At 58.8% G+C, this 23,055-nt stretch carries 26 protein-coding genes, 1 tRNA gene and 1 pseudogene; 13 read left to right on the forward strand and 15 right to left on the reverse strand.

Annotated features, from left to right (window positions below):
* Together Q8M42_RS10540 and Q8M42_RS10545 are read left to right on the forward strand one after the other, a co-directional pair.
* On the forward strand, positions 1-194 hold a 194-nt coding region (locus Q8M42_RS10540; protein ID WP_305284033.1), incomplete at its 5' end, for an alpha-E domain-containing protein.
* Complete coding sequence (locus Q8M42_RS10545; RefSeq protein ID WP_305284034.1) at positions 191-988, forward strand: transglutaminase family protein; 798 nt, start codon at positions 191-193, stop codon at positions 986-988. The genes Q8M42_RS10540 and Q8M42_RS10545, both read left to right, overlap by 4 nt.
* Before the next feature lie 971 nt (positions 989-1,959).
* Here Q8M42_RS10545 and Q8M42_RS10550 read toward each other — a convergent pair.
* From Q8M42_RS10550 to Q8M42_RS10560, 3 genes are all read right to left on the reverse strand, one after another.
* Positions 1,960-3,390, reverse strand: coding sequence for a HEPN domain-containing protein (locus tag Q8M42_RS10550; protein ID WP_304868574.1), 1,431 nt, complete (start codon positions 3,388-3,390; stop codon positions 1,960-1,962).
* 61 nt (positions 3,391-3,451) lie between these two features.
* Complete coding sequence (locus tag Q8M42_RS10555) at positions 3,452-4,258, reverse strand: cytochrome c (protein ID WP_304868573.1); 807 nt, start codon at positions 4,256-4,258, stop codon at positions 3,452-3,454.
* The gene (locus tag Q8M42_RS10560) at positions 4,255-4,614 is read right to left on the reverse strand and encodes a rhodanese-like domain-containing protein (RefSeq protein ID WP_304868572.1); all 360 of its coding nucleotides are present in this window, start codon (positions 4,612-4,614) and stop codon (positions 4,255-4,257) included. The genes Q8M42_RS10555 and Q8M42_RS10560 overlap by 4 nt, the downstream gene beginning before the upstream one ends.
* A 674-nt stretch (positions 4,615-5,288) precedes the next feature.
* Between Q8M42_RS10560 and Q8M42_RS10565 the strand changes: the two genes are divergently transcribed.
* From Q8M42_RS10565 to Q8M42_RS10575, 3 genes are all read left to right on the forward strand, one after another.
* Complete coding sequence (locus tag Q8M42_RS10565; RefSeq protein WP_305284035.1) at positions 5,289-6,494, forward strand: acetyl-CoA C-acetyltransferase; 1,206 nt, start codon at positions 5,289-5,291, stop codon at positions 6,492-6,494.
* Positions 6,495-6,622: 128 nt separating this feature from the next.
* Entirely contained in the window at positions 6,623-8,767 is a 2,145-nt protein-coding gene (locus Q8M42_RS10570; RefSeq protein ID WP_304868569.1) for a 3-hydroxyacyl-CoA dehydrogenase NAD-binding domain-containing protein, read from the forward strand.
* A 147-nt stretch (positions 8,768-8,914) separates the two neighbouring features.
* Positions 8,915-9,316: a lysozyme inhibitor LprI family protein gene (locus Q8M42_RS10575; protein ID WP_304868567.1), complete on the forward strand. Its 402-nt coding sequence runs from the start codon at positions 8,915-8,917 to the stop codon at positions 9,314-9,316.
* 3 nt (positions 9,317-9,319) lie between these two features.
* Here the strand turns inward: Q8M42_RS10575 and ptrC are convergent, their stop codons facing one another.
* Complete coding sequence (gene ptrC, locus Q8M42_RS10580) at positions 9,320-9,517, reverse strand: type III secretion system co-regulatory protein PtrC (protein WP_304868565.1); 198 nt, start codon at positions 9,515-9,517, stop codon at positions 9,320-9,322.
* 28 nt (positions 9,518-9,545) lie between these two features.
* The gene (locus Q8M42_RS10585; RefSeq protein WP_304868563.1) at positions 9,546-9,680 is read right to left on the reverse strand and encodes a hypothetical protein; all 135 of its coding nucleotides are present in this window, start codon (positions 9,678-9,680) and stop codon (positions 9,546-9,548) included.
* Positions 9,681-9,901: 221 nt separating this feature from the next.
* On the opposite strand from Q8M42_RS10585, the gene Q8M42_RS10590 reads away from it, so the two are divergent.
* The gene (locus Q8M42_RS10590; RefSeq protein ID WP_304868561.1) at positions 9,902-10,630 is read left to right on the forward strand and encodes an amidotransferase; all 729 of its coding nucleotides are present in this window, start codon (positions 9,902-9,904) and stop codon (positions 10,628-10,630) included.
* A 183-nt stretch (positions 10,631-10,813) separates the two neighbouring features.
* Here the strand turns inward: Q8M42_RS10590 and Q8M42_RS10595 are convergent, their stop codons facing one another.
* The 6 genes and pseudogenes from Q8M42_RS10595 to Q8M42_RS10615 form a co-directional block, all read right to left on the reverse strand.
* The gene (locus Q8M42_RS10595; protein WP_304868559.1) at positions 10,814-11,785 is read right to left on the reverse strand and encodes a magnesium and cobalt transport protein CorA; all 972 of its coding nucleotides are present in this window, start codon (positions 11,783-11,785) and stop codon (positions 10,814-10,816) included.
* 132 nt (positions 11,786-11,917) lie between these two features.
* Positions 11,918-12,640: a 1-acylglycerol-3-phosphate O-acyltransferase gene (locus tag Q8M42_RS10600; RefSeq protein ID WP_304868558.1), complete on the reverse strand. Its 723-nt coding sequence runs from the start codon at positions 12,638-12,640 to the stop codon at positions 11,918-11,920.
* Positions 12,641-12,709: 69 nt separating this feature from the next.
* Positions 12,710-13,570, reverse strand: coding sequence for an ABC transporter substrate-binding protein (locus Q8M42_RS10605; RefSeq protein WP_304868556.1), 861 nt, complete (start codon positions 13,568-13,570; stop codon positions 12,710-12,712).
* A 62-nt stretch (positions 13,571-13,632) separates the two neighbouring features.
* Positions 13,633-14,460, reverse strand: coding sequence for a methyl-accepting chemotaxis protein (locus Q8M42_RS21010; protein ID WP_370692738.1), 828 nt, complete (start codon positions 14,458-14,460; stop codon positions 13,633-13,635).
* A gap of 30 nt (positions 14,461-14,490) precedes the next feature.
* Positions 14,491-15,516, reverse strand: a pseudogene (locus Q8M42_RS21015) (cache and HAMP domain-containing protein); the annotation flags it as partial.
* Positions 15,517-15,687: 171 nt separating this feature from the next.
* Positions 15,688-16,377: a crotonase/enoyl-CoA hydratase family protein gene (locus Q8M42_RS10615; RefSeq protein WP_160014529.1), complete on the reverse strand. Its 690-nt coding sequence runs from the start codon at positions 16,375-16,377 to the stop codon at positions 15,688-15,690.
* A 64-nt stretch (positions 16,378-16,441) separates the two neighbouring features.
* Here Q8M42_RS10615 and Q8M42_RS10620 point away from each other — a divergent pair, with 64 nt between their 5' ends.
* Both Q8M42_RS10620 and Q8M42_RS10625 read left to right on the forward strand, forming a co-directional pair.
* Positions 16,442-16,630, forward strand: coding sequence for a hypothetical protein (locus Q8M42_RS10620; protein ID WP_304868552.1), 189 nt, complete (start codon positions 16,442-16,444; stop codon positions 16,628-16,630).
* A 40-nt stretch (positions 16,631-16,670) separates the two neighbouring features.
* A tRNA-Ser gene (locus Q8M42_RS10625) sits at positions 16,671-16,760 on the forward strand.
* 94 nt (positions 16,761-16,854) lie between these two features.
* On the opposite strand, the gene Q8M42_RS10630 is transcribed toward Q8M42_RS10625, so the two are convergent.
* Together Q8M42_RS10630 and Q8M42_RS10635 are read right to left on the reverse strand one after the other, a co-directional pair.
* Positions 16,855-17,118: a Txe/YoeB family addiction module toxin gene (locus Q8M42_RS10630; RefSeq protein ID WP_304868550.1), complete on the reverse strand. Its 264-nt coding sequence runs from the start codon at positions 17,116-17,118 to the stop codon at positions 16,855-16,857.
* Entirely contained in the window at positions 17,115-17,357 is a 243-nt protein-coding gene (locus Q8M42_RS10635) for a type II toxin-antitoxin system Phd/YefM family antitoxin (RefSeq protein WP_090505392.1), read from the reverse strand. Before Q8M42_RS10635 ends, Q8M42_RS10630 begins: the two co-directional genes overlap by 4 nt.
* 143 nt (positions 17,358-17,500) lie before the next feature.
* Between Q8M42_RS10635 and earP the strand changes: the two genes are divergently transcribed.
* The gene (gene earP, locus Q8M42_RS10640; RefSeq protein WP_304868547.1) at positions 17,501-18,634 is read left to right on the forward strand and encodes an elongation factor P maturation arginine rhamnosyltransferase EarP; all 1,134 of its coding nucleotides are present in this window, start codon (positions 17,501-17,503) and stop codon (positions 18,632-18,634) included.
* A gap of 46 nt (positions 18,635-18,680) precedes the next feature.
* Complete coding sequence (gene efp / locus Q8M42_RS10645; protein WP_090247751.1) at positions 18,681-19,253, forward strand: elongation factor P; 573 nt, start codon at positions 18,681-18,683, stop codon at positions 19,251-19,253.
* A 132-nt stretch (positions 19,254-19,385) separates the two neighbouring features.
* Here the strand turns inward: efp and Q8M42_RS10650 are convergent, their stop codons facing one another.
* Positions 19,386-20,354 (reverse strand): LysR family transcriptional regulator, encoded by a 969-nt coding sequence (locus tag Q8M42_RS10650; RefSeq protein ID WP_304868544.1) that lies wholly within the window; start codon positions 20,352-20,354, stop codon positions 19,386-19,388.
* A 106-nt stretch (positions 20,355-20,460) separates the two neighbouring features.
* Between Q8M42_RS10650 and Q8M42_RS10655 the strand changes: the two genes are divergently transcribed.
* Positions 20,461-21,216, forward strand: coding sequence for a sulfite exporter TauE/SafE family protein (locus Q8M42_RS10655; RefSeq protein ID WP_304868542.1), 756 nt, complete (start codon positions 20,461-20,463; stop codon positions 21,214-21,216).
* Here the strand turns inward: Q8M42_RS10655 and Q8M42_RS10660 are convergent.
* Positions 21,206-22,060 carry a LysR substrate-binding domain-containing protein gene (locus Q8M42_RS10660; protein ID WP_304868540.1) on the reverse strand — a complete coding sequence of 285 codons (855 nt, stop codon included), beginning with the start codon at positions 22,058-22,060 and terminating at the stop codon, positions 21,206-21,208. The genes Q8M42_RS10655 and Q8M42_RS10660 overlap by 11 nt on opposite strands.
* 97 nt (positions 22,061-22,157) lie before the next feature.
* On the opposite strand from Q8M42_RS10660, the gene Q8M42_RS10665 reads away from it, so the two are divergent.
* Both Q8M42_RS10665 and Q8M42_RS10670 read left to right on the forward strand, forming a co-directional pair.
* Entirely contained in the window at positions 22,158-22,391 is a 234-nt protein-coding gene (locus Q8M42_RS10665; RefSeq protein WP_304868538.1) for a DUF1127 domain-containing protein, read from the forward strand.
* 92 nt (positions 22,392-22,483) lie between these two features.
* Complete coding sequence (locus Q8M42_RS10670) at positions 22,484-22,954, forward strand: DUF3291 domain-containing protein (RefSeq protein WP_304868536.1); 471 nt, start codon at positions 22,484-22,486, stop codon at positions 22,952-22,954.
* Positions 22,955-23,055 lie beyond the last annotated feature (101 nt).

A 23,055-nucleotide genomic window follows, 5' to 3' on the forward strand; every position in this document is an offset into this window, starting at 1 on the left:
TGATGCTTTCCGGTCTACCCGGAGAGAACGGTCGCCCGGCACAGCGCCTGGCCGCCGAACTGGATGCGCGGCTGCGCTACACCAGTATCGATGAAGTGCTCGACGAAGGCCTGCACGCCTGGCTCACCGACTTCATCCTGCTGGTACGCCAGTTGGGCAACACCATCCATACGTCCTACCTGGAGGTCGCATGAGACTCTCGATCAGCCATGACACCACCTATCGTTACGATGATCAGGTACGCGCCAGCATCCAGTACCTGCGCCTGACCCCACACGACAGCGAGCGCCAGCAGGTGCTCAGCTGGGAGTTGACCCTGCCGCGCCCGGTGCGTGCGCAGCTCGATCCCTATGGCAATATCCTGCATGTGCTGACCATGGATGAGCCGCACGAATCCATCGTTATCGGCGCCCGTGGTCAGGTGGAAATTGACGAGGCGCGCGAGGCCGAGCACGAAAGTCAGTCGGCTCTGCCGTTTCTGCGCTTTACCCGCCTGACCGAGGCCGACGAAGCCTTGCGCGAATTTGCCAAGTTGCAGAGCCGCAGCCGACCTGACCGCAGCGGCCTGATCGACCTGATGCATGCGTTGAATGCGCATATCCGTTACCAGCCGGGTAGCACCGCCGTGGAAACCAGCGCCAGTGAAGCTTTTGCCGGCGGCAAGGGCGTTTGTCAGGATCACGCCCATGCCTTCCTGGCCTGCGCGCGCAGCCTGGGCGTTCCGGCGCGGTATGTGTCGGGTTATCTGTTTACCGACAGCGAAGACCACCTGGCCAGCCACGCCTGGGCCGAGGCCTGGCTGGATGACGCCTGGTACAGCTTTGACGTGACCAACTGCTTGGCCAAGCCAGAGCGGCATTTGAAGTTGGCCGTGGGCCTGGATTATCTGGATGCCTGCCCAGTACGCGGCATGCGTCGCGGTGGCGGCATCGAGCAGATGCATGCGCAGGTGGAGGTTGCACCACTGGTGCGGGTGCAACAGCAGTAGGCGCTGCGCTGGCTTCGTAGGGTGGGTTAGTGGCGCTGATCTGAGATTGATTGTTCAACTCGGAGCTTGAGCGCCACGTAACCCACCAAGCGGTGGTCACGGTTGCGCCTGCTGGCGCTTTTAGCGGTCGCTGTGCAGTTTAGTTTTGGCGGTCAGCTCTAGTTTTGGTTTCGCCCCTTACGGGCGAGTCACTTTTGCCAGTCGCCGCAAAAGTAACCAAAAACGCTTGCCCCGACATCCGGCCCTGCCTGCGGCAGGGTTCGTTCACGCCATCGTTGTTCCAGGGGCCCGCCGCGAAGGGCCATCCCTGGCCCATCGCGGCTCTCGCGACATCCATGTCGCTCAACCCCTTCCACAACGTTTCTGTTCACCCTCCTGAAGGGGCGTTTGGCGTCGCCTGCAAGTTTTGTGTGGATTAACCAAAAGCACCGGCACATCGCTCACCCGCTCGTAGGGTGAAAAACCGCGAAGCGTTTTCCACCACGGCAATTTGATGGGTATCGCGTTGCTCAACCCATCCTCCGGTTCTGTCACCAATGGTGGTCGCTTTGCGAAACCTGTAGGAGCGGCCTTGGCCGCGATGTTTTTGTATTCACCTCGATTCGCGGGCAAGCCTGCTCCTACAAAAGCAGAGCGTGTCGACAGCAGCCGAACTTACATGCGCGCGCAAAATCCCCATCAGGAGGCCGAGTGGAGGTGTTGCGTAGGGGGACGAGCCGCATGGATGCGGCGAGAGGCGTAATGGGCCAGGGACGGCCCATGTACGCCGGCCCCCGGAGCAATACCGGAGCGAGGGAAGTTTCGCGCAGCGAAACCCGGATGCAGGGGCGCATTCTCTTTGGTTACTTTCTCTTGTGCGAAGCAAGAGAAAGTGACTCGCCGTAAAGGCGAAAAGCGTCAGCTTAGTTGAGCAGAATTCTTCATGATATATCGATAGTAGGTGTGTTTGTTTTGAGGAATTTAATTATGGGTTACTTGTCGTTTTGTGCGGGAAATTCGATGTTCACTGCTGCAGAAGATGCTGTTATCCAAAAATGCCCATCCATTCTTTTGATGATCTTTCCTGAAATATCTGGATGTATTCCGATTTTTTCAAGAAGAGCTATTATGAGAAGAGCTTCAGCGAATTTTGTGTACCCATGTAGGCTTGCTTCGTCGTAGTAGTAATTGTTGGCATGTGTTATGTCGTTTCTAAGTTTGCAAATTTCTTTGATTGAATCGTTGTTGAATTTCCATTGTGTTTTGGTTGTGTCTGGGATTCTTTTAAAGAAGTCAGTTATGCATTTTTCTGTGTTGTACTTTGAGTTGTTGTATCTGTCTAATCCGCGAATAAATGAATAAGCGTCTTTTTTTGATATTTCTGTGAGTGTTAAGTGTGTTTTTATTAGATCTTTTATTTCGTTTAATATCTCGTCGTTGATGAATTTTTTGCTATTGAAGCAGAGGCTTTCAAGGATTCTAAAATATCCAAGAAATCGGTCTTCGTTGTTATTCATTTCTCTATATTTTAAATATTTTGCAAAGTACGATTGCTCCGTTTCCGGCAACTTGAAATATTGAGAGAATGCCTCAAGAGGGAACTCTGGTGTGAGAGGTCCTGTCCAGATATCTTTTCCAAGTGGGAATAGAATTGTATTTTGAAAGTTTGGTTTGTGGGCTTTGTTTGTGTAGTAAAGAGAAGCTTTCTTGTGGTGTGAGCTGTTATAGTTTATTTGGATTTTTTGTACGGATAAATTGCTGCCAGTGATTGTTGATAGTATTGCGTAAAGTCTATTGTACTCAGCTATTATTTTTTCGGCTGTAGTACTGCTGTCCAGCCTTAAGTATAAAAGTGGCGGAAAATTTATACCGGCCTCAAAGTTGGATGAGGAGCTGTATGTTTTTATGCTGTAGCTGGCGCCTAGGGTAAGATGTTTGTTAAGCGGCTCGCGAAATTCGTTAAAATGTTCAGGTATGGTTTTGTTGTGGTAGCTGTCAATTATTTTTCTTTGGATTCTTGTATGTCCAATCCACTTGTTTAGTGTTTCTGAGTATATGGATATTTCGTTGAATTTTAATTTCAATCCCGTATCTGATGGAGTCATTATCAGGTATTCAACGATGTAATCTATTTCGAAGAATGTAATTAGTTTCGGGTTTTGTGTGATTATTCCGCTTGTGGATTTTTGTATTTTTAGGTTGGTTAGTATAAATGTTGTATTGGTTGCTTGACAGGTTAGCGTTTCAAGGTCTGACCATCCGCCTGAGTATTTTCTGCCTTCTGATTCCTCTCCCGTTACTCTAAGGTTTATTGATTTTGGCGTTAGTTTGAGTTTGGCTGAAAAATAATTTTCAGTAGCTTTAACTGTGACATTGAATTCATAGCTTTCGTTTAGAAGGAGTTCTTCTGGCCTTCTTTGCATTGTGAAATTCCTGTAATCACTTGTGCCGAAAATTTTTGTATGGTCGCACTGCTGTTGAGATTTAATTAATCTTCCTTGAGCTCATATGCCCCAAATACTCAACCAACTCCCCCAGTTCCTTATCACTCAACACCTCAACCGCAAACCCCGGCATCTTGCCCTGTGGCCAGCGCCTTAAACTCTGAGGGTCGCGGATATAGCGGCTTAGAAAGTCGCCGCTGAAATACTCGGTTGGGTTATGCGGAATATTCAGATCGGGGCCGAATTGCGAGTCGCCGGCGCCATTCAGGCGATGACAGGCCATGCAGTTTTTCTGGTATTGGGCAAACCCGGCCTGCACCGCCGAGCTGGCGTCTGCTGCGGGAAGTAGTTGCGGAAAGCGCTGCGCCACCGGGGCCAGTTTGCGGATGGTGGCCAGCTGGAATGGCCATTGTTCGGGGCCGATCTGGCTGGCGGCCGGTTTTTGCCATACCAGGTAGAACGGCCCGGCGCTGGGTTTGCCGTTGCCCAGGGCGGGCCAGGGTTGTGCTGGGTCTTCGATGGCCAGCCACGCCTGGCTGCCGGTTTGGCTAAGCGCGGGGGCGGCGGAGAGTTCGGCGGCAAAGCCGTCGCTGGCCACCAGTTGCAGGTGGTCACCCGGCTGCACGCCTTCTAACAGGGCGGCCAACGGCACAGCGCGGTAGTGCATGTTGCGTTTGTAGCTAACGTCGTCGCTGATCTCGACGCTTTGCGCCTGCGGGTGGGCGAGCAGTTGTGCGCTGCTCAGGCGCTGGCTGCCGCTGCCCAGTTCCAGGGTCAGTTCGGCGGCGTGCAGGTGGCTGAAGGGTAAGAGGGCGAGCAGGGCGATGCAGAGGGTGTGCTTGTTCAATCCTGCGACTCCAGGGCCAGTTTCAGTTCGTCATAGCCGCCGGCGTTGATCAGGTTGCTGTAACCCATGGCGCGCAGGCTTTCTTCGGCGATGCCGGAACGGCGGCCGCTGCGGCAGTAGAGGATGATCGGCGTGTCTTTATCCGGGGCGAGGGCGCTGATGCGGCTGGCGATCTGTTCGTGCTCGATTTGCTCGGCTCCGGGCAAGGCGCCGGCGGCGAATTCTTCGGCGGTGCGGACATCGATCAGCACGCTTTCCGGTGATTGCAGGGCGACAACGGCGGCGCTGAGTTCGGCTTCGCCGGCCAGCAGAGGCAGGCTGACCAGCAGGCCGAGGGTGGCAAGTAGGGTGCGCATGGCGTGCTCCTTAGGGTGATTGAAATCACCCTAGCACAGGCGCCAGCTTTCAAGCGGTTGCGGGGTTGTGCTGCCCCTGCCATGCGCACTCCACGGTGGCAGGCAGGGCAGGAAATCAGGGGTTTAGCTGACCAAGCGGGTCAGGTTGGGAAGAATCAGAATGACGGTGGTGGCAAACACGATCATGCCTGCCTGACGCATTTTCACTGGATTGAACATGGCGGTTGGCCTTGTTGTTTTTTGCGGGTGGTCGTCGCTGTCCTGCTCAATATGCGGATGCGACGCCACACCTCGTGTTGATCATTCAAGCCGCCCCGGCAAAACCCGGCGACGACGCCTACAGCAGCCGACCTGCACACTATGTGCTGGTGGCTTGATTCAACTGTAGGGGCGCGCAGCCCCTGGCTATAGACGCCTTGATTACTAAGGTGCGTGGATTAGTTGCCTGTGGTTATGACGCGGGCTCCGCCACAGGCAAGCGGAGCTTGAGCTAGACGCGCTTGTTGGCCTTCGCCCAGTGATTGACCGTTTGTCTGAGCTGAGCGGTCAATAGGCCTGAGCGCTTCGGTCATTGAGCCTGTCTGCGCTCGGCGTATGGTGACTGCACTCAACAAAAACAGGCGTGGGCCCCACCTGCGCCATCAGCCACCCTCCATTGGAGGTCTGAGGACGCCATGACCGAAGCATATATTTTCGATGCGGTGCGCACGCCCCGCGGCAAGGGCAAGAAGGACGGCGCGCTTTACAGCGTCAAACCTGTCGACCTGATCGCCGGCCTGCTCAAGGCGCTGCAAGCGCGCAATAACCTGGACACCAGCCAGGTCGATGACATCGTGCTCGGCTGCGTAACGCCGGTGGGTGATCAGGGCGCGGACATCGCCAAAACGGCGGCCATGGTCGCCGATTGGGATGTCAGCGTGTCGGGCGTGCAGCTCAACCGTTTCTGCGCCTCGGGCCTGGAAGCGGTGAATATCGGTGCGATGAAGGTGCGTTCAGGTTTTGAAGACCTGGTGGTGGTCGGCGGCGTCGAGTCGATGTCGCGCATTCCCATGGGTTCCGACGGTGGCGCCTGGGTGATGGACCCAGCTACCAATATGCACACCCATTTCACCCCGCAGGGTATCGGCGCCGATTTGATCGCCACCCTGGAAGGTTTCAGCCGCACTGACGTCGACAGCTTTGCCCTGCGCTCGCAGCAGAAGGCCGCCCGCGCCAGCAAGGACGGCTCGTTCAGCAAGTCGCTGATTCCGGTGGCGGATCAGAACGGCATCGTGCTGCTCGACCACGACGAGTTTATCCGTGGCGAATCCACCCTCGAAGGCCTGGGCAAGCTCAAGCCGAGCTTCGAGATGATGGGCCAGATGGGCTTCGACAGCACCGCGCTGCGCGTCTACAGCCATGTCGAGCAGATCAACCACGTACACACTCCGGGCAACAGTTCGGGCATCGTCGACGGCTCCGCCTTGATGCTGATCGGCAGCGCTGAGAAGGGCAAGGAACTGGGCTTGAAGCCGCGCGCGCGTATCGTCGCCACCGCCGTGACCAGCACCGACCCGACCATCATGCTCACCGGCCCGGCGCCGGCCACCCGCAAGGCGTTGGCCAAGGCTGGGCTGAACGTCAATGACATCGACCTGTTCGAGGTCAACGAGGCGTTTGCCTCGGTGGTGATGAAGTTTATGAAGGACATGGGCGTCAGCGAGGACAAGGTCAACGTCAACGGCGGCTCCATCGCCATGGGCCACCCGCTGGGTGCGACCGGCTGCGCCATCCTCGGCACCCTGATCGACGAGCTGGAGAAGCGCCAACTGCGCTACGGCCTGGCCACCCTCTGTGTGGGCGGCGGTATGGGTATTGCCACGATTATTGAACGAAACTGAACAGGCGTAGGAGCGGGCCATGCCCGCGAAGCCGACGTTGCGCTGATGATCGCGGGCATGGCCCGCTCCTATGGTTTCTGCGTTGCCCACCAGTTGAGTGCAACTGCCAGTGAGAAAGGAATTAAGTAATGACTGACGCCATCCGTTACGAAAAAGGCCAGGACAATATCGTCGTTCTGACCATGGACATGCCCGGCCAGAGTGCCAACACCATGAACGCGGTATACCGCGAGGCCATGGGCAAGATTGTCGAGCGTCTGGAAGCCGAGAAAGATTCCATTGCCGGGGTCATCCTCACCTCCGCGAAGAAGACCTTCTTCGCCGGCGGTGATCTGAACGAGCTGATCAAGGTCACCAAGGCCGACGCGCCGGCCTTCTACCAGATGATCCTCAATATCAAGGGCCAACTGCGTCGCCTGGAAACCCTGGGTAAGCCGGTGGTTGCGGCGATCAACGGTGCAGCCCTGGGCGGCGGCTGGGAAATTGCTCTGGCCTGCCATCACCGTATCGCCCTGAACAATTCCAGCATTCAGCTCGGTCTGCCGGAAGTGACCCTTGGCCTGCTGCCAGGCGGTGGCGGGGTGGTGCGTATGGTGCGCCTGCTCGGTCTGGAAAAAGCCCTGCCGTATCTGGCCGAAGGCAAGAAGGTACGTCCCGATGCGGCACTCAAGGCTGGCTTGATCCACGAACTGGCTTCCGACAAGGATGACCTGCTGGCCAAGGCCCGCGCCTGGATCGCCGCCAACCCGGCGCCCAAGCAGCCTTGGGATGTTGCCGGTTACAAGATCCCTGGCGGTACGCCGTCGAGCCCGAACGTGGCGCAGATGCTGGCCATCGCGCCGAGCGTATTGCGCGACAAGACCAAGGGCTGCTTCCCGGCGCCGGAGAAGATCATGTGCGCCGCCGTTGAGGGTGCCCAGGTTGACTTCGACACCGCGCAGATCATCGAAGCGCGCTACTTCACCGAGCTGACCACCGGGCAAGTGGCGAAGAACATGATTGGCACTTTCTGGTTCCAGCTCAATGAAATCAACGCAGGCGGCTCGCGCCCGCAAGGCTTCGAGCCTTACGTGACCAAGAAGGTTGGCGTGCTCGGTGCCGGCATGATGGGTGCTGGTATTGCCTATGTGTCGGCGGTGGCTGGGATTGAGGTGGTGCTCAAGGACATCTCCATCGAGGCGGCCGAGAAGGGCAAGGATTACTCGGCCAAGCTGCTGGAGAAGAAGGTCGGCCGTGGCCAGATGAGCGCCGACAAGCGCGATGGCATTCTGGCGCGGATCAAACCGACCGTCAGCGATGCTGACTTTGAAGGTTGCGACCTGATTATCGAAGCGGTGTTCGAGGATCGCGACCTCAAGGCTAACGTTACCGCTGCTGCTGAACGTGCGGCGCTGGCGGATGCGGTGATTGCCTCCAACACCTCGACCCTGCCGATCACCGGCCTGGCCACGGCGGTGCAGAAGCAGGACAAGTTTATCGGCCTGCATTTCTTCAGCCCAGTGGACAAGATGCCGCTGGTGGAAATCATCAAGGGCGAGCACACCAGCGACGAAACCCTGGCGCGCGGCTTCGACTACGTCATGCAGATCAAGAAGACCCCGATCGTGGTCAACGACAGCCGTGGCTTCTTCACCTCGCGCGTGTTTGGCACCTTCACCAACGAAGGCTTGGCCATGTTGGGCGAGGGCGTGAGCGCGGCGATGATCGAAAACGAAGCGCGCAAGGCCGGCATGCCGGTTGGCCCGCTGGCAATCAGCGACGAAGTGTCGATGAGCCTGATGAACCATATCCGTCAGCAGACCATTAAGGATCTGGCAGCCGAGGGTAAATCCATCCCAGAGCATCCTGCCTTTGCGGTGATCGACATGATGCTCAGTGAGTACAAGCGCCCTGGCAAAGCGGCGGGGGCGGGCTTCTACGACTACCCGGCGGGCGGCAAGAAGCACCTGTGGCCGGAGCTGAAAGCGCGTTTCGAGAAGGGCGACGCGCAGATCTCGCAGATCGACGTGCGTGATCGCATCCTGTTTATCCAGGCCATCGAAACCGTGCGCTGCGTGGAAGAGGGTGTGCTCAAGTCGGTTGCCGACGCCAATATCGGCTCGATCATGGGCATCGGCTTTGCCGCCTGGAGCGGCGGCGCGCTGCAGTTTATCAATCAGTACGGGGTGAAGGACTTCGTCGCCCGCGCCCAGTACCTGGCTGAGCAGTACGGCGAGCGCTTCCTGCCACCGGCGCTGCTGCTGGAAAAGGCGGCGAAGAACCAAAGCTTCTAATGCCGTCGCGTTAAGGCTGAGGTTCTGAAAACCGGCTCCCTGTGAGCCGGTTTTTTATGGCCTGTAGTTTATGGAAGACCAGCCTATTTATGGCTACAGCACTAGACTGCTGCAACAGCCACGCGGGTGTGGCGCAAGGGAGGTGTTATGACAATCGGGATACGCAGTGCGCTGGCAATCAGCTTGGGGCTAATGGCCGCGCCGGTGTGGGCGGATGACTGCGCCAATGCCATGGACCAGTTCACCCTCAACCAGTGCGCGGCGGCGGACTACGCCGCACAGGACAAACGCCTAAATCAGCTCTACGGCGATTACCGCAAGCGTCTGGATGATGGGCAGAAGCAGCAACTCAAGGAGGTGCAGCTGGCCTGGATCAAGTTCCGCGACCTGGCCTGCGCGTTCGAGTCGGCATCGGTGGAGGGCGGTTCGGCTTATCCGATGGTGCTTAACGGCTGCCTGACGCAAAAGACCGCCGCGCGGGTCAAGGAGCTGGAGCAGCTGGCCGTCTGTGAAGAAGGCGACCTCAGCTGCCCGATGCCAGCGCAGTAGTTATCAGCAGACCTGGCGGCCGCACACCAGCTGTTGGATGGCCTGACGCTCGCTCAGGTGAGTGGGCATGCGCAGGGTGGTCAGAGTCCCATCGCTAAGCTGGATGGCCAGCTCGGACTCGAAGTGGATGCCGCTGCCGTCGACAGTGGCGTAGGTCACGCCATAGACGTTTTGGTTGCTCAGCGATTGGGCGATGCTCATGGCGATTTTCCTCGCGCTAATGGCGCAGTTATTTAGCGGCGTTCTGCTCAGCCTTGAATTGTGCGGCTTGCACTTTCTCGGCTTGGCGCTGGCTGCTCGCACTGTGGCTGCTGGTAAAGGCCGATGCGGCAAGCAGGCTGGCGATGGCGGAAAAACTGGTCATGCTGATGTCCTCTGGTGAGTGGGGCGCAGTGCCCGATGGCCAGATCATCTGCGTGTGCCGTTATCGACAGAAGTGAATGGTGCTTATGGTGACTATCGAGGGCGCTGATGGGCCTCGGGTAATTGGTCGGGTTTGCCCTGCAGCTATTGCCTTGCAGCCTGTCAGCAGGCACGCTTGCGCGCTGGTAAAACAACCCTCCTGCGCCCTAGGTAACCGCCCATATGCCGCTGCAGATCTGCATCCTGGAAACCGATGTTCTTCGCCCTGAATTGGTCGACCAATACGACAGTTATGGCCGTATGTTCGAGCAGTTGTTCGCCCGTCAGCCGATTGCTGCCGAGTTCAAGGTGTACAACGTGATGGAGGGGCATTACCCGCCGGACAGCGAGCGCTACGATGCCTATCTGGTGACCGGCAGCAAGGCAGACTCCTTCGGTAGCGATGCCTGGATTCAGACCCTGAAAACTTACCTGCTGGAGCGCTACAGCCGTGGCGACAAGCTACTGGGCGTGTGCTTCGGCCATCAACTGCTGGCATTGCTGCTAGGCGGCAAAGCCGAGCGCGCGGTGCAGGGCTGGGGTGTGGGTATTCATCAGTACCGTATGGCGAGCAAGCCGAGCTGGATGAGCCCTGATCTGGAAGACCTGACCCTGCTGATCAGCCACCAGGACCAGGTGACCCAACTGCCGGAAAACGCCACATTGCTGGCCAGCAGTGAGTTCTGCCCGATTGCCTCCTATTGCATCGGCGATCAGGTGCTGTGTTTCCAAGGCCACCCCGAGTTTGTGCATGACTACTCGCGCGCGCTGCTCGACCTGCGCCAACAGCATATCGGTGAGCCGACCTACTCCAAGGGCGTCGACAGCCTGCAGCACGACCACCAGGGCCACACCGTGGCCGAATGGATGATGCGCTTTGTCGCCCAGGGCCGTGCCGGCCTGGCTGAGTAACGCGCAGTCGGACGATAAGCCCCGCACTAGGCGGTAATGCTGTTCACATAAGAAAAATGCCGCTTCTCCGTTGCCAGGGAAGCGGCATTTTTTTGTGCTACAGAACTGTCGGATGGGTGAGGCAGCCTAGGTGCTAAGCCGTCAATTGGCTGATGGGTTCGCACCCATCCTACGGTCTGGTTTTTATAGCCAGCCGGAGCGCTTGAAACTGATGAAGAGCCCGACGCAGCCCGTGGTGATCAGCCCGAGCACGCCGAAGTAGCCGTACTGCCAGGCAAGCTCTGGCATGTTCTGAAAATTCATCCCGTAGATCCCGGCTACCGCCGTGGGGAAGGCCAGGATCGCGGCCCAGGCGGCGAACTTGCGCTGGGTAACGCTTTGCCGCGAGGACTCCAGCAACAGGCCGACTTCGATAGCGTGATCGGCCATCTCGCGCAGGGCGGTGAGGTCTTCCAGCAGGCGGTTGACGTGAATCGCCACGTCGCGAAAGTAGGGGCGCATGTTCTTGTCGATAAACGGGAAGTCGAGGCGCTGCAGCTCCTGGCAGATTTCTGCCAGCGGCCCAATATAGCGGCGCAACCGCAGCAGATCACGGCGCAGGCCCTGGATGCGCTCGACATCGGTCTGGCTCAGTGGGTTTTTCAGCACGTGCTGTTCCACTTCTTCAAGCTCGACGTGGTAGTTGTCCATCAGCGGACGGTAGTTTTCGATCACGAAGCTGAGCAGGGCGTAGAGTACGAAATCTTCGCCGTGCTCAAGCAGCAGCGGGCGCGCCTCGCAGCGTTGGCGCACCTGGGAGTAGGGCGCGGATTCGCCGTAGCGGGCACTGATGATGTAACCGCTGCCGGCGAACAGCTGGGTTTCGACAAAGGTCAGTTCGTCGTTAAGCAGAATGGGCGAGTAGAGCACCAGAAACAGCGCGTCGCCGAAGGTTTCCAGCTTGGGCCGGGTGTGTCGCTGCAGGGCGTCTTCCAGCGCCAGTTCATGCAGGTCGAATTGCTGCTGCAGGTTGATCAGCTCCTCGGAGCAGGGATCATGCAGGCCGATCCAGACGAAATGCCCCGGTTTCTTCGACCATGGCTTGCCTTCGTCGAGGCTGATGTTGGTGACTTTCTTGCCCTTGCTGTAAACGGCGGCAGCAACAACGCGACCCATAGTGCTTCTCTTATTGGTGGTGAACTCAGCACGCAGCTTAGCGGCTTAGCCGCTGCCAGTGGGCGCTGCTGGGCTCTGCAGGCAAGAAAAAGCCCAGCGCGTGGCTGGGCTTTGTCGGCGTTGCGGGTTGCCTCAGGCGCTTGGGCTGAGCTGCTGATCCATGGCCTCGATGCACTGCTGCATCTGCGTGCGGCAGGTTTCGAGCAGCTGCGGCAGGTCATCCTGGCTCAGGCCAGCGGTGGGGATGGCCGGCAGCGAGCGGATCATGATCTCGCCGCTGTTCCAGCGGTTGAGCTGGATATGCTTGACGTAGGTGCTGACGCACACCGGGATGATCGGCACGCCGGCAGCAATCGCCATCTGGAACGCGCCTTTTTTGAAGGGCAGCAGGCCCTTGCCAAGGTTGCGTGTGCCTTCGGCGAATACCCAGATCGAGGTGTCCTTGTGCTTGAGCGTGTCGGTGGTGGTGAGCATGGCCTGCTTGGCGCGAATGGCGTTGCCACGGTCGAGCAGTACATTGCCGGCCAGCCAGTACAACTGGCCGAAGAACGGCACCCACTTTAGGCTTTTTTTGCCGAGGCTCACGGTGCGCTTGGGCACCACGCGGCCGAGCACATAGAGGTCATAGTTGGACTGGTGGTTGGCGATGATCACGCAGGAGTGCTGGTGCTCCAGGCTGTGTACATCGGTCTTCAGCTTCCAGCGCAGCAACCACTGTGCAGGGATGCTGTAGAGGCGGGCGCACAGACGGCTGTTGTCTGGATTGAACGGGCGGCAGATGCCAAGCAACAGGCCCAGGATGCCGGCGAGGATAAAGTGCACGCCCATCGCCAGCATGCGCAGAAGAAAAAGCATTTGGTACGCCCGTATAGGAAAAAGGCGCGCAGTGTACGGGCGTGCACTGCTTTCGGCAATTGATGCTGATCAGAGGTCGTTACCGCTTGTTGCGTCCTCGCCAGCGCCTTTGCCGGTGGCGGGTAGCAGGTCAATCGAGCTATAGCGCTGCGCCAGGCGGGTGATGCTGCCATCCTGCTCAAGGGCCAGTAGGGCCTGATCCAGTTGCTGCATAAAGTCCTGTTTGTAGGGGTAGGCCTGTTCATTGATGCGGGTATAGCCCAGATGACCGTGTTCGCTGGACAGCGTTGGCCCTTCAACCAGCCAGTCCAGCCCACTGCTGGCAAACAGACCTTCGCTGCGCATCTGTTGCAGCTCCCAGAGGATCGACAGGCGATCATTGATATACACATCGATGCGCTTGCGCCTGAGTTGCAGTAGGTTGGTGCGGTTGTCCGTGGCGTAGCTCTGCTGCACCTCACCGGCCGCGAGCATGGTCTTGTAGCTGGACGCGGCGATGATATTGAAGCCGCGGTTGAGGCCAATGCGCAGGCCCGCATAGGCGGCCGGGAAATCTTCGATGGCGCGCTGCTGAGCTAACTCCGCGCGCACGAAGGCCACCACGCTTTCCTCCAGAATCGGTCGTGAGTAATCCATCCACGGGCGGTCGATGGGGCGATGGTAGGGCGGGAACAGGGCAAAGGCTGTGCCTTTTTCCAGCGCCGCCAGCCCGCGTGGCCAGGGCACCGGGCGGATGCTCACGCGATAACCCGGCATGCGTACGAAGGCTGCACGCAGGATGTCGCTGTACAGGCCTTTGGCTTCGCCGTTTTCGGCGTAGCTGTAGGGCGGATAACTGGCGTCACACAGCACCGTAACACTGACGGGTGTTTGCGCCTGGGCGATGCCCTGCATGGCCAGGCACAGCAGCCAGGTTACGAGTCTGCGCATGCCCAATCTCCTTATCGGTTGGCGCTGGCTGCACGCGCAGGTGCAGCCCGATGTATGGGGGCTCAGACCTTGAAGCGCCCGAGCAGATGGTCCTGCTGGCCGACCTGTTCGACCATTACGGCGCACTGACGCACCTGTTCTTCGGCGCCGGCGGCCACTTCATGGCTGATGTCGCGGATATTGGTGGTGTTGCGGTTGATCTCCTCGGTGGTGGCGCTCTGCTGCTCGGCGGCAGTGGCAATTTGCAGGTTCATGTCGTTGATGCGGGTGATGGCATCGCTGATGCGCCCGAGCATGTCGTTGGCCGCGCCAGCTTCTTCGGCGGTCTTGCTGGCGGTATCACGGCTCTGCTGCATGCGCGATTCAGCCTGCTTCACGCCTGATTGCAGCTGGTCGATCATCTGGCGAATTTCCTGGGTCGACTGCTGGGTGCGCGAGGCCAGTGAGCGTACTTCATCGGCAACCACGGCAAAACCCCGGCCGGACTCCCCGGCGCGCGCGGCTTCGATGGCGGCGTTGAGGGCGAGCAGGTTGGTTTGGTCGGCAATGCTGGTGATCACCGAAAGAATCGACTCGATGTTGTGGCTGAGCTTGGCCAGTTCGTTGATCGCATGGCTGGTTTCGTCCATTTCCTCGGCCAGGTGCTTGATCGCCTCGGTGGAGCGCGAAACCACGCGCACGCCATTTTCAGTCTCCTGATTAGCCGCCAGTGCAGCCTGCGCCGCAGCCTGTGCGTTGCGCGCGACTTCCTCGGCGGTGGAGGCCATTTCCTGCATGGCGGTGGCCAGCTGATCGAGCTCCTGCAGCTGCTGCTGCAAGCGATTGGCCGCCTGGTTGGCTTCGCTGGAGGTCAGGGTGGTGCTTTCACGCACCTGCCTGGAACTGCCCATTACCTCGCTGATCAGGCTCTGCAGGCTTTGCAGGAAGCTGTTGAATTCCTTGGAGACCAGGGCAATTTCATCGTTGCCGGTGGCGGGCAGGCGGCGGGTCAGGTCGCCTTCGCCGCTGTTCACTTCATGCAGGGAGTTGTGCAGATGATCAAGGGGCTTGAGCAGGCTGTTCATCAGCACGCCCAGCACGATCAGGCTGATGATCACCCCCAGTATGGTGCCGATCACTGCACGCCAGCTCAGGGCATTGGCTTCGGCCATGACGATGCCTTTGTCCAGCACCACGCCGATATACCAATCCATGCCTTTGAGATTGGGCAGTGGGGTGAAGGACACCAGCAGGTCCTTGTCGCCGCCGCTGGTTTCCTGCAGCTCTTTGTTCAGCGCCGGGCTCTGGCCGCCGAACAGCTCGCTGTAGTTTTTGCCATTCAACTCGGTATTTGGGTGGGAAATGATGTTGCCATTGCGCGTGAGCAAAAAGGCGTAGCCGGCGCCATTGAAGTCCAACGTGTTGACCGCGTCGGCTACGGTTTTCAGGCGAATATCGCCACCCAGTACGCCGAGAAACTCGCCGGCATTGGTGATGCGGGTAACGGCGGAAATCAGGATTTCACCGGTGGTGGAGTCCACATAGGGTTCGGTGAGCACGGCCTGGTTGCCTGCTTTACCGGTGGCGTACCAGGGGCGCTGGCGGCCATCCCAGTCGGGTTTTGGTTGCCAGTCATCGGTGTTCTTGATCGGCTTGCCGTCGCTTTGTAGGGTGCCGAACACCAGAATAAATTCGTTCTTCAGCATGGGGCTGTTGACGATGCGCTGGGTTTCTTCGGGGCTGTAGTTGCTGTCGATGCTTTGCGCCATCAGGTCCATCAGCTTGAGTTTGGCGTTGAGCCAGTTTTCGATCTGCCGCGCCAGCGCGTTACTCGACTCCGCGATGCTCGCGGCCACCTGGTTATGCAGGGTTTCACGAACCTGGCTGACTTGCGCCAGGGACAGCAGGCTGGTGGTGAGGAACAGCACGATGGCCGCAGCCAGACCAACCTTGTGGGCAATCTTCATAACACGCTCCCGGCGGCAATTTCGAATAGATCGGTGAGTGCCTCTGCTCCCTGGCCTTACCTGTTAAAAGTAATACAGCCTGGGCAGATTGCTTGCCGGTTAGCCACTGTTTTGCCATTAAATGCAAAAGCCCGGCACATGAGCCGGGCTTTGCGGTGTTACGGGGTGTGTTTACCCCATGTGCTTCTTGTCCAGCTCGACCGCCTGGTCGAGGGCTTCGAGCAGCGCCTTGCGCACTTTCAGCTTGGTGTTCTTGTGCGCGGTCATGTTGATCTTCTTCATCTGCTGGGCAACCGCCAGGGCGGTGGCGTGCAGCTGCTCGGCCGGCACCACCTTGTCGAGGAAACCGGCATCCACAGCGCCTTGCGGGTCGAACATCTCGCCGTTGATCACCGAACGGTGGAAGGCCGATTTGCGCAGGCGATCACGGGCCAGCTCGATGCCGGCGTGGTGCATGGTCATGCCGATCTGCACTTCGTTGAGGCCGATGCTGAACGGACCTTCGACGCCGATGCGGTAGTCGGACGAGAGCAGGATAAAGGCGCCCTTGGCCACCGCATGGCCCGGGCAGGCGACGATGATCGGGAAGGGGTGGGCGAGCATACGGCGCGCCAGGGTGGAGCCGGAAGCTACCAGATCGATCGCATTCTGCGGGCCGGAAGTCATCACCTTGAGGTCGTAGCCACCGGAGAGAATGCCCGGCTGGCCGGTGATGATCACGATGGCCTTGTCCTGCACGGCGCGATCCAGAGCCGCATTGAACGCGGTGATCACATCCGGGGAGATGGCATTCACCTTGCCATTACACAGGGTCAGGGTGGCAATGCCATCGTCGAGTTGGTAGCTGATCAGGTCGCTCATGGTCGGGTTCCTTGTGCTGAAGTGCAGCAGACGTTACTCATCCGCACCGGTCAGGTAAAGCACGATGGCTGACTGGCTGGTCAGCGATTGCTGCGCTTGTTGCCGTCAGCCTGTTTATTTCCCAGGGCTTTGTTCTATTTGCCTAGCGGCGATTCGAGCCAGACTTGCAAAGGTCACGACTGATCCCTGCATCTGGCATAAGCGCATGAATCTTTTGAAAAAAGCTTTTGCCTTTGCAGGGCTGTTCGGCTAGATTAGCGCGCCTCGACAGACAGCAATGACCGTCGAACCCCGGTGAAGTGTCCGAGTGGCTTAAGGAGCACGCCTGGAAAGTGTGTATACGAGAAATCGTATCGAGAGTTCGAATCTCTCCTTCACCGCCATATTGATTCAGCTAAGGCCCTGATAACTAAAAAGTTGTCGGGGCCTTTTGCTTTCTGGCGTTTGGTGGTGTCGACAGAGTGTCGAAAACCTTTATCAGTCGTAGTGCGACCAGAGCCTCAGAACCTTCACCACCTGTTCATCCTGCAGCACCATATAAACCAGCCGATGCTGAATGTTGATGCGGCGCGAGTAGGCCCCGGCGAGATCCCCGACCAGCTTTTCATAGGGAGGAGGGTTCTGAAACGGGTTGTCCTGTACGACTGCCAGCAGGGCTTTAGCTTTGTCCTTTAAGCCGGCCGCTGCCAGTTTCTGTGCATCTTTCTGCGCTTGCTTTGTGTAGACGAGCTGCCAATTCACCAATCCAGTTCCTTAGCACATTCCTCGACCGGCTCGGCCATGCCTTCCTTGATGGACTCGCGCATGCCAGGAACTGACAGCAAATACAGAGTCTCTTGAATCGCGTCCCAGTCTTCGGCCGACACCAAAACGGAGTTGGTGCGCTTGCCTGAAATCAGGATGGGCTGGTGCGATTCGGCAGATTGATCCATCAGCCGGTACAGGTTTGTGCGTGCTTCGCTTGCGGTTAGGGTTTGCATGGGGACTGGCCTCCTATGTCGTTGCGCGTAGCGTACGGCAAAACGTACGTTTTGTTAACGTCATTTATCGGCCAGCGGGTTCAGTGTCAAACTACCGTCGCCGGGCGCTTGTTAGACTGCGCGCCTAGCGATTGGGGTTGGGCATGAAGGCGACTTGGGACATTTTCTGCAGCGTTATTGATAACTACGGCGATATCGGGGTGACCTGGCGCTTGGCGCGACAGTTGGTGGCCGAGCATGGCTTGGCCGTGCGCTTGTGGGTGGATGATCTTGGCGCGTTTGTGCGCCTGTGTCCGCAGGCTGATGCGCAGGCGCTGCGGCAAATCCAGCAAGGGGTCGAGGTCTGTTTATGGCGTGCCGAGTGGCAGGCGGTTGAGCCTGCGGATGTGGTGATTGAGGCGTTTGCCTGTGAATTGCCGGCCGCTTATATCGCGGCAATGGCCACGCGTAAGCAGAAAGTGCTCTGGCTCAATCTGGAGTACCTCAGCGCCGAGGAGTGGGTTGAGGGCTGCCATGGTTTGCCTTCGCTGCAGTCCAATGGCTTGTCGAAGTTTTTCTTTTTTCCTGGTTTTACTGCAGGCAGTGGCGGCTTATTGCGTGAGCGCGAGTTGCTGCAACAACGCCGGGCGTTTCAGGCGGACAGCAGCGCACGCGATGTATTTTTGCGCAGCATTGGGGTAACGCCGTTGTCAGGCGCTCGGCTGATCTCCCTGTTTGCCTATGAGAACGCTGCGCTGGCCAGCTGGCTGGATGTCCTGGCTGCAGACGCGCACGCCAGCCAGTTATTGGTGCCGGAAGGGCGCATTCTGGCGGATCTGCAGGCTTGGCTCGGTTGCACAGCCATGCGCGCTGGAGATGTGCAGCAGCGTGGCCAACTGCATATCCAGGTGCTGCCGTTTATCCAGCAGGATCAGTACGACCGGCTGCTGTGGAGTTGCGACTTCAATGCGGTGCGCGGCGAGGACTCCTTTATCCGTGCGCAATGGGCCGGGCGGCCGTTGCTCTGGCATATCTATGAGCAAGCAGACAACGTCCATCTGGAAAAACTCGACGCGTTTCTTGCTCTTTATAAGGAGGGCTTATCAGCGGATGGGCAGCGCGCCCTGGTCGAGCTGTGGCATGCCTGGAATACCGGTCAGTCGGTCAAAGAAAGCTGGAATCAGCTGCTACAAGGCTGGCCAGCGCAGCAGGCACACGCCGAGCAGTGGTGTCTGCAACGGGCCTCTCAGGCCGATCTTGCCGAGGCGCTGGTGCAGTTTTACCTAAATTGGCTATGATACGCGGCCAAGAATTTTGTAATTCCATCCAAACCCGGATATTCGTATGAAAACCGCACAAGAAATGAAGCCCAACAGTGTGGCCCTGATCGACGGCCAACCTTGGCTGATCCAGAAGGCCGAATTCACCAAATCCGGTCGTAACAGCGCCATCGTTAAAATGAAGTTGAAGAACCTGCTGAGCGGCTCCTCAACTGAAACCGTGTACAAAGCCGACGACAAAATGGAGCCGGTAATCCTTGATCGCGTAGACGTGACCTATTCGTACTACAGCGAACCGAACTACGTCTTTATGGACCAAGAGTTCAACCAGTACGAGCTGAACAAAGATGATCTGGAAAGCGTAATGCCGTACATCGTTGATGGCATGACCGACGTCTGCGAAGCCGTATTCTTTGAAGGCAAAGTGGTTTCGGTTGACCTGCCGACCACCATCGTTCGCCAGATCACCTACACCGAAGGTTCCGCCCGTGGCGACACTTCCGGCAAAGTGATGAAGCCAGCCAAGCTGAGCAACGGCACCGAGATCAAAGTCGCTGATTTCTGCAACATCGACGACTGGATCGAAATCGACACCCGTACCGGTGAATACAAATCCCGCGCTAAAGCTCCGGTCTAAGATCGGCTTTAACGGCGAGAAGAAAAAGCCCGACCTTGAGTCGGGCTTTTTATGGCCAGCCATCCATGGCGGCTACCCTTCGGGTCGTCGCTGCGCGACGCTAAAAAAGATTTCCGATCATTTTTTCTGCCTCTATTGCAGCCTTTGACTGCGTTGTAAGCCGCTTTGCAGCGCCAGATCCCAGGGTGCTACCGGGCCAAAGCGGGCCTTGAGGAATTCCAGCAACAAGCGGCTGCGCGAGTCGGTTTCCCGTTCCAGGCGCAGGGCGTAAATGCCGCTGGGCTCGGGAGCGGGCAGGCCGTTTTCGCAGAACAGCGGCAGCAGTTCGCCGCGCAGCAGGTAATCGCTGATCAGCCAGGTCGGCAAATGGGCGATGCCCAGGCCGGCGAGGGTGCTGAACAGCAGCGCTTCGGCGTTGTTGGCGGTCATGCGCAGACGTTTGGGGCGGCACAGCTGCAGTTTGCCGTCCTGCTCGAAGCGCCAGGCATAGGGCGGCGCCAGGCTGTCCCAGTCGAGGCCGTCGTGCTCCAGCAACTCGCTTGGGTTGCGCGGCACGCCGCGACGCGCCAGGTAGTCGGGGCTGGCGCAGACGATCCGGACCATCGGCGACAGCGCGGTGGCGACCAGGCGGGTGTCGGCCAGCGGTCCGATGCGCAGTACCAGGTCGACTTCACCCAAGTGGGTGCCATGCAGATCGACGAAGCTGTCGATCAGGCGCAATTGCACATCCAGCCCCGGATAGGCGACCAGAAATTCGGCAATCGCCGGGGCCAGGTGGCGTCGACCGAATGGCGCGGGTGCGTCAATACGAATCAACCCTTCCGGTGCGCTGCTCAGTGATACGGCTTCGGCGCGGGCCAGGTGCAGCTCGGCGAGAATGCGCCGCGCGCGCTCGGCAAAGGCCAGGCCGGCAGACGTGGCGCGCACGGCATGGGTGCTGCGACTGAACAGGCTGCTGCCTAATGAGCGTTCCAGGGCATCGATGCGCCTAGCCACTGCCGAGGGCGTCAGCGGGTGGCGACGGGCTGCGGCGGAAAAGCTGCCAGTTTCCAGCACATCGAGAAACAGGCTGAGTTGGTCGGTCAGGCTATCGGGGTTCATGGTCAGGCCTTGCTGTGCGTTATATGCATAGCCATTTTGCGTTGCTGTGCGTTTCGCGGCTAGTGGCGAATAACTAGGCTGTGCAGCTTCACTCTGGAGCCTATCGATGACCTTGCTCGACTTTGCCTTGAACCTTCTGCTAGGGCTGGCCCTTGGCACTCTGGGTGGCCTGTTTGGGATTGGCGGTGGGCTGATCGCCATTCCGGCGCTTGGCGTGTTGTTTGGTTTGGATCAGCAATTGGCCCAGGGCACGGCGCTGGTGATGGTGGTGCCGAATGTGCTGTTGGCGCTGTGGCGTTATCACCAGCGCAACCGTATCGACTGGCGCCATGCGTTGGCCCTGGCGGTGCCCAGCTTGCTGTTTGCCGTGCTGGGGGCGCGCTGGGCCGTCACTGTGGATGCCGAGCGCATGCGCCTGGGGTTCGTGGTTTTCCTGGTGATGCTGGCGGTCTATAACCTCTCGCGGCTGTACAGCAAGCCGGCCATGCTCTCGGTGGGGATGCGCTATCCCTGGCCTTGGCTAACGCTGCTGGGCAGCGGCGCCGGTTTGCTCGGCGGCCTATTCGGCGTAGGCGGCGCAGTGTTGGCGACGCCGGTGCTGACTACGCTGTTCGGTACCAGTCAGGTGGTCGCGCAAGGGCTTTCTCTGGCGTTGGCGGCGCCGAGTACGGCCGTCACCCTGGCGACCTATGCCGTGCATGATCACGTCGATTGGTTGTTGGGCGCCCCTTTAGCGTTGGGCGGTTTGCTGAGCATCAGCTGGGGAGTGAAGTTCGCCCATGCGTTGCCTGAACGGGTATTGCGCGGTCTGTTTGCCGGCTTTCTGCTGCTCTGTGCGGTATTGCTCGGGCTTAAAGTCTAAAGCCTTCGACGATCTGTTCGGCCAGGGTCTCGGTGACCTGGGTTTGCGTGTTGCTGTTGCGTAGCAGCACGATGCTGGCGGAGGGCAGGGACGGCATGCCTTCGGCCTCGCCAATAATCTGCAAGTCTGGGGTGATCAGACTGTGCAGCTGGGCGGTAATCGCCAGACCGGCGCTGACCGCCGCCATGATCGCCGACAGGCTGGGGCTGGTGTAGGCAATGCGGAAGTTGCGTCCCAGTGCTTCCAGGCCGTTGCAGGCCCAAGAGCGACAGAAACACTGCGAATTGAACATCGCCAGCGGCAGGGTTTCCAGCTCATGCAGGTTGGCGTTGCGCGCCTGTGACCAGACCAGATGTTCCTGACGCAACAGTTGACCAATCTCGGTGCCCGGCTCGCGGGTGACAATGGTCAAGTCCAGATCCTGGCGTTGCAACAGCTGGAACGAAGGCTCGCAGTGCAACTCGACCTGCACCAGCGGGTAGGATTGGGCGAACCGCACCAGAATGCCCTGCATAAAGCGCATCACGTAGTCGTCCGGCGTGCCGATGCGCACGGTGCCGACCATATGCGGCTCGCGCATGCTGTTCATCACCTCGGCGTGCAGCTTGAGGATGCGCCGGGCATAGCTCAGCAGTAGCTGGCCCTCGGCTGTGAGGCTGAACTGACGCCCGTCGCGCAGAAACAGCGGGCGCTGCACCACATCTTCTTCCAGGCGCTTCATCTGCATGCTGACAGCCGACTGGGTGCGGTTGACCATTTCCGCAGCGCGGGTAAAACCGCCGTGATCGGCAATCGCGACAAAGGTGCGCAGCAGTTCGCTGTCGATGCTCGGGTAGCTGGCCATACATCAATCTCCGAGATACATTGCATAAGAAACATTCGTTGGATTGATCATAAGCCGAGCGCGAGACTGTCGCCAACCCCACAAGGAGGGCGACGAGATGAAAGGTCAAAAAGGTTATGCATTAGCCAGTGCCGGACGCTTCCAGGGCCGCCGGCTGTTTGAAGTACTGCGTGCGCTTGGCCGCCAGTTTTCCCGCTGGTGGCAGCTGGCCGAGCAGCGGCGGCGTTTGGCCATGCTCGATGATGCGGCGTTGAAGGATCTCGGTTTAAGCCGTGCGGATGTTACCCAGGAAAGCGAACGCTCATTCTGGGATGATCCCATGGCGCGCTGAGTCGCGGGCCATGTGCATATAAGCTGTGATGCGCTTGTAGGGCTCAATGAGGGCAGTGGTCATTAGGGATTTACTTAATAAGGAAAGCATTGATGTCTAGCTATCAACTCGCGCAGTTGAATATCGCCACGATGAAGGAACCGCTGGAGTCGCCGAGCATGGCCGATTTTGTCGCCAATCTGGAGCGCATCAATGCGCTGGCGGAAGCCTCGCCCGGTTATATCTGGCGCTTACAGGACGAGGCGGGCGATGCCACGGCGTTTCGCCCGTTTGGCGATGATGTGCTGGTGAATCTGTCCGTTTGGTGCGATGTGCAGGCGCTCAGCGATTACGTCTACACGTCCGCCCATACCGAGATGCTCAAGCGCCGCCAGGAGTGGTTCAGCAAAGTCAGTGCGGCGCATATGGTGCTGTGGTGGGTGCCGGCGGGGCATCGACCATCGGTGCAGGAGGCTGCCGAGCGCCTGACCTTGCTGCGTGAGCAGGGCGCCAGCGCGCAGGCGTTCAGCTTTCGCCAGGCGTTTGCGGCGCCGGATGTGCTTGTGGCTGAGCCTGCCGAGTAGCGGCAAGCGCTTATCTGCTTGAGCATGAGCGAGGCGAGCGGATCACCGGAGCGGCAAGCAGGTAGCGCATCCGCTACAATGCGCGCCGAATTTGTCTTGCC

It is taken from the genome of Pseudomonas sp., assembly GCF_030684895.1.
Taxonomy (GTDB): domain Bacteria; phylum Pseudomonadota; class Gammaproteobacteria; order Pseudomonadales; family Pseudomonadaceae; genus Aquipseudomonas.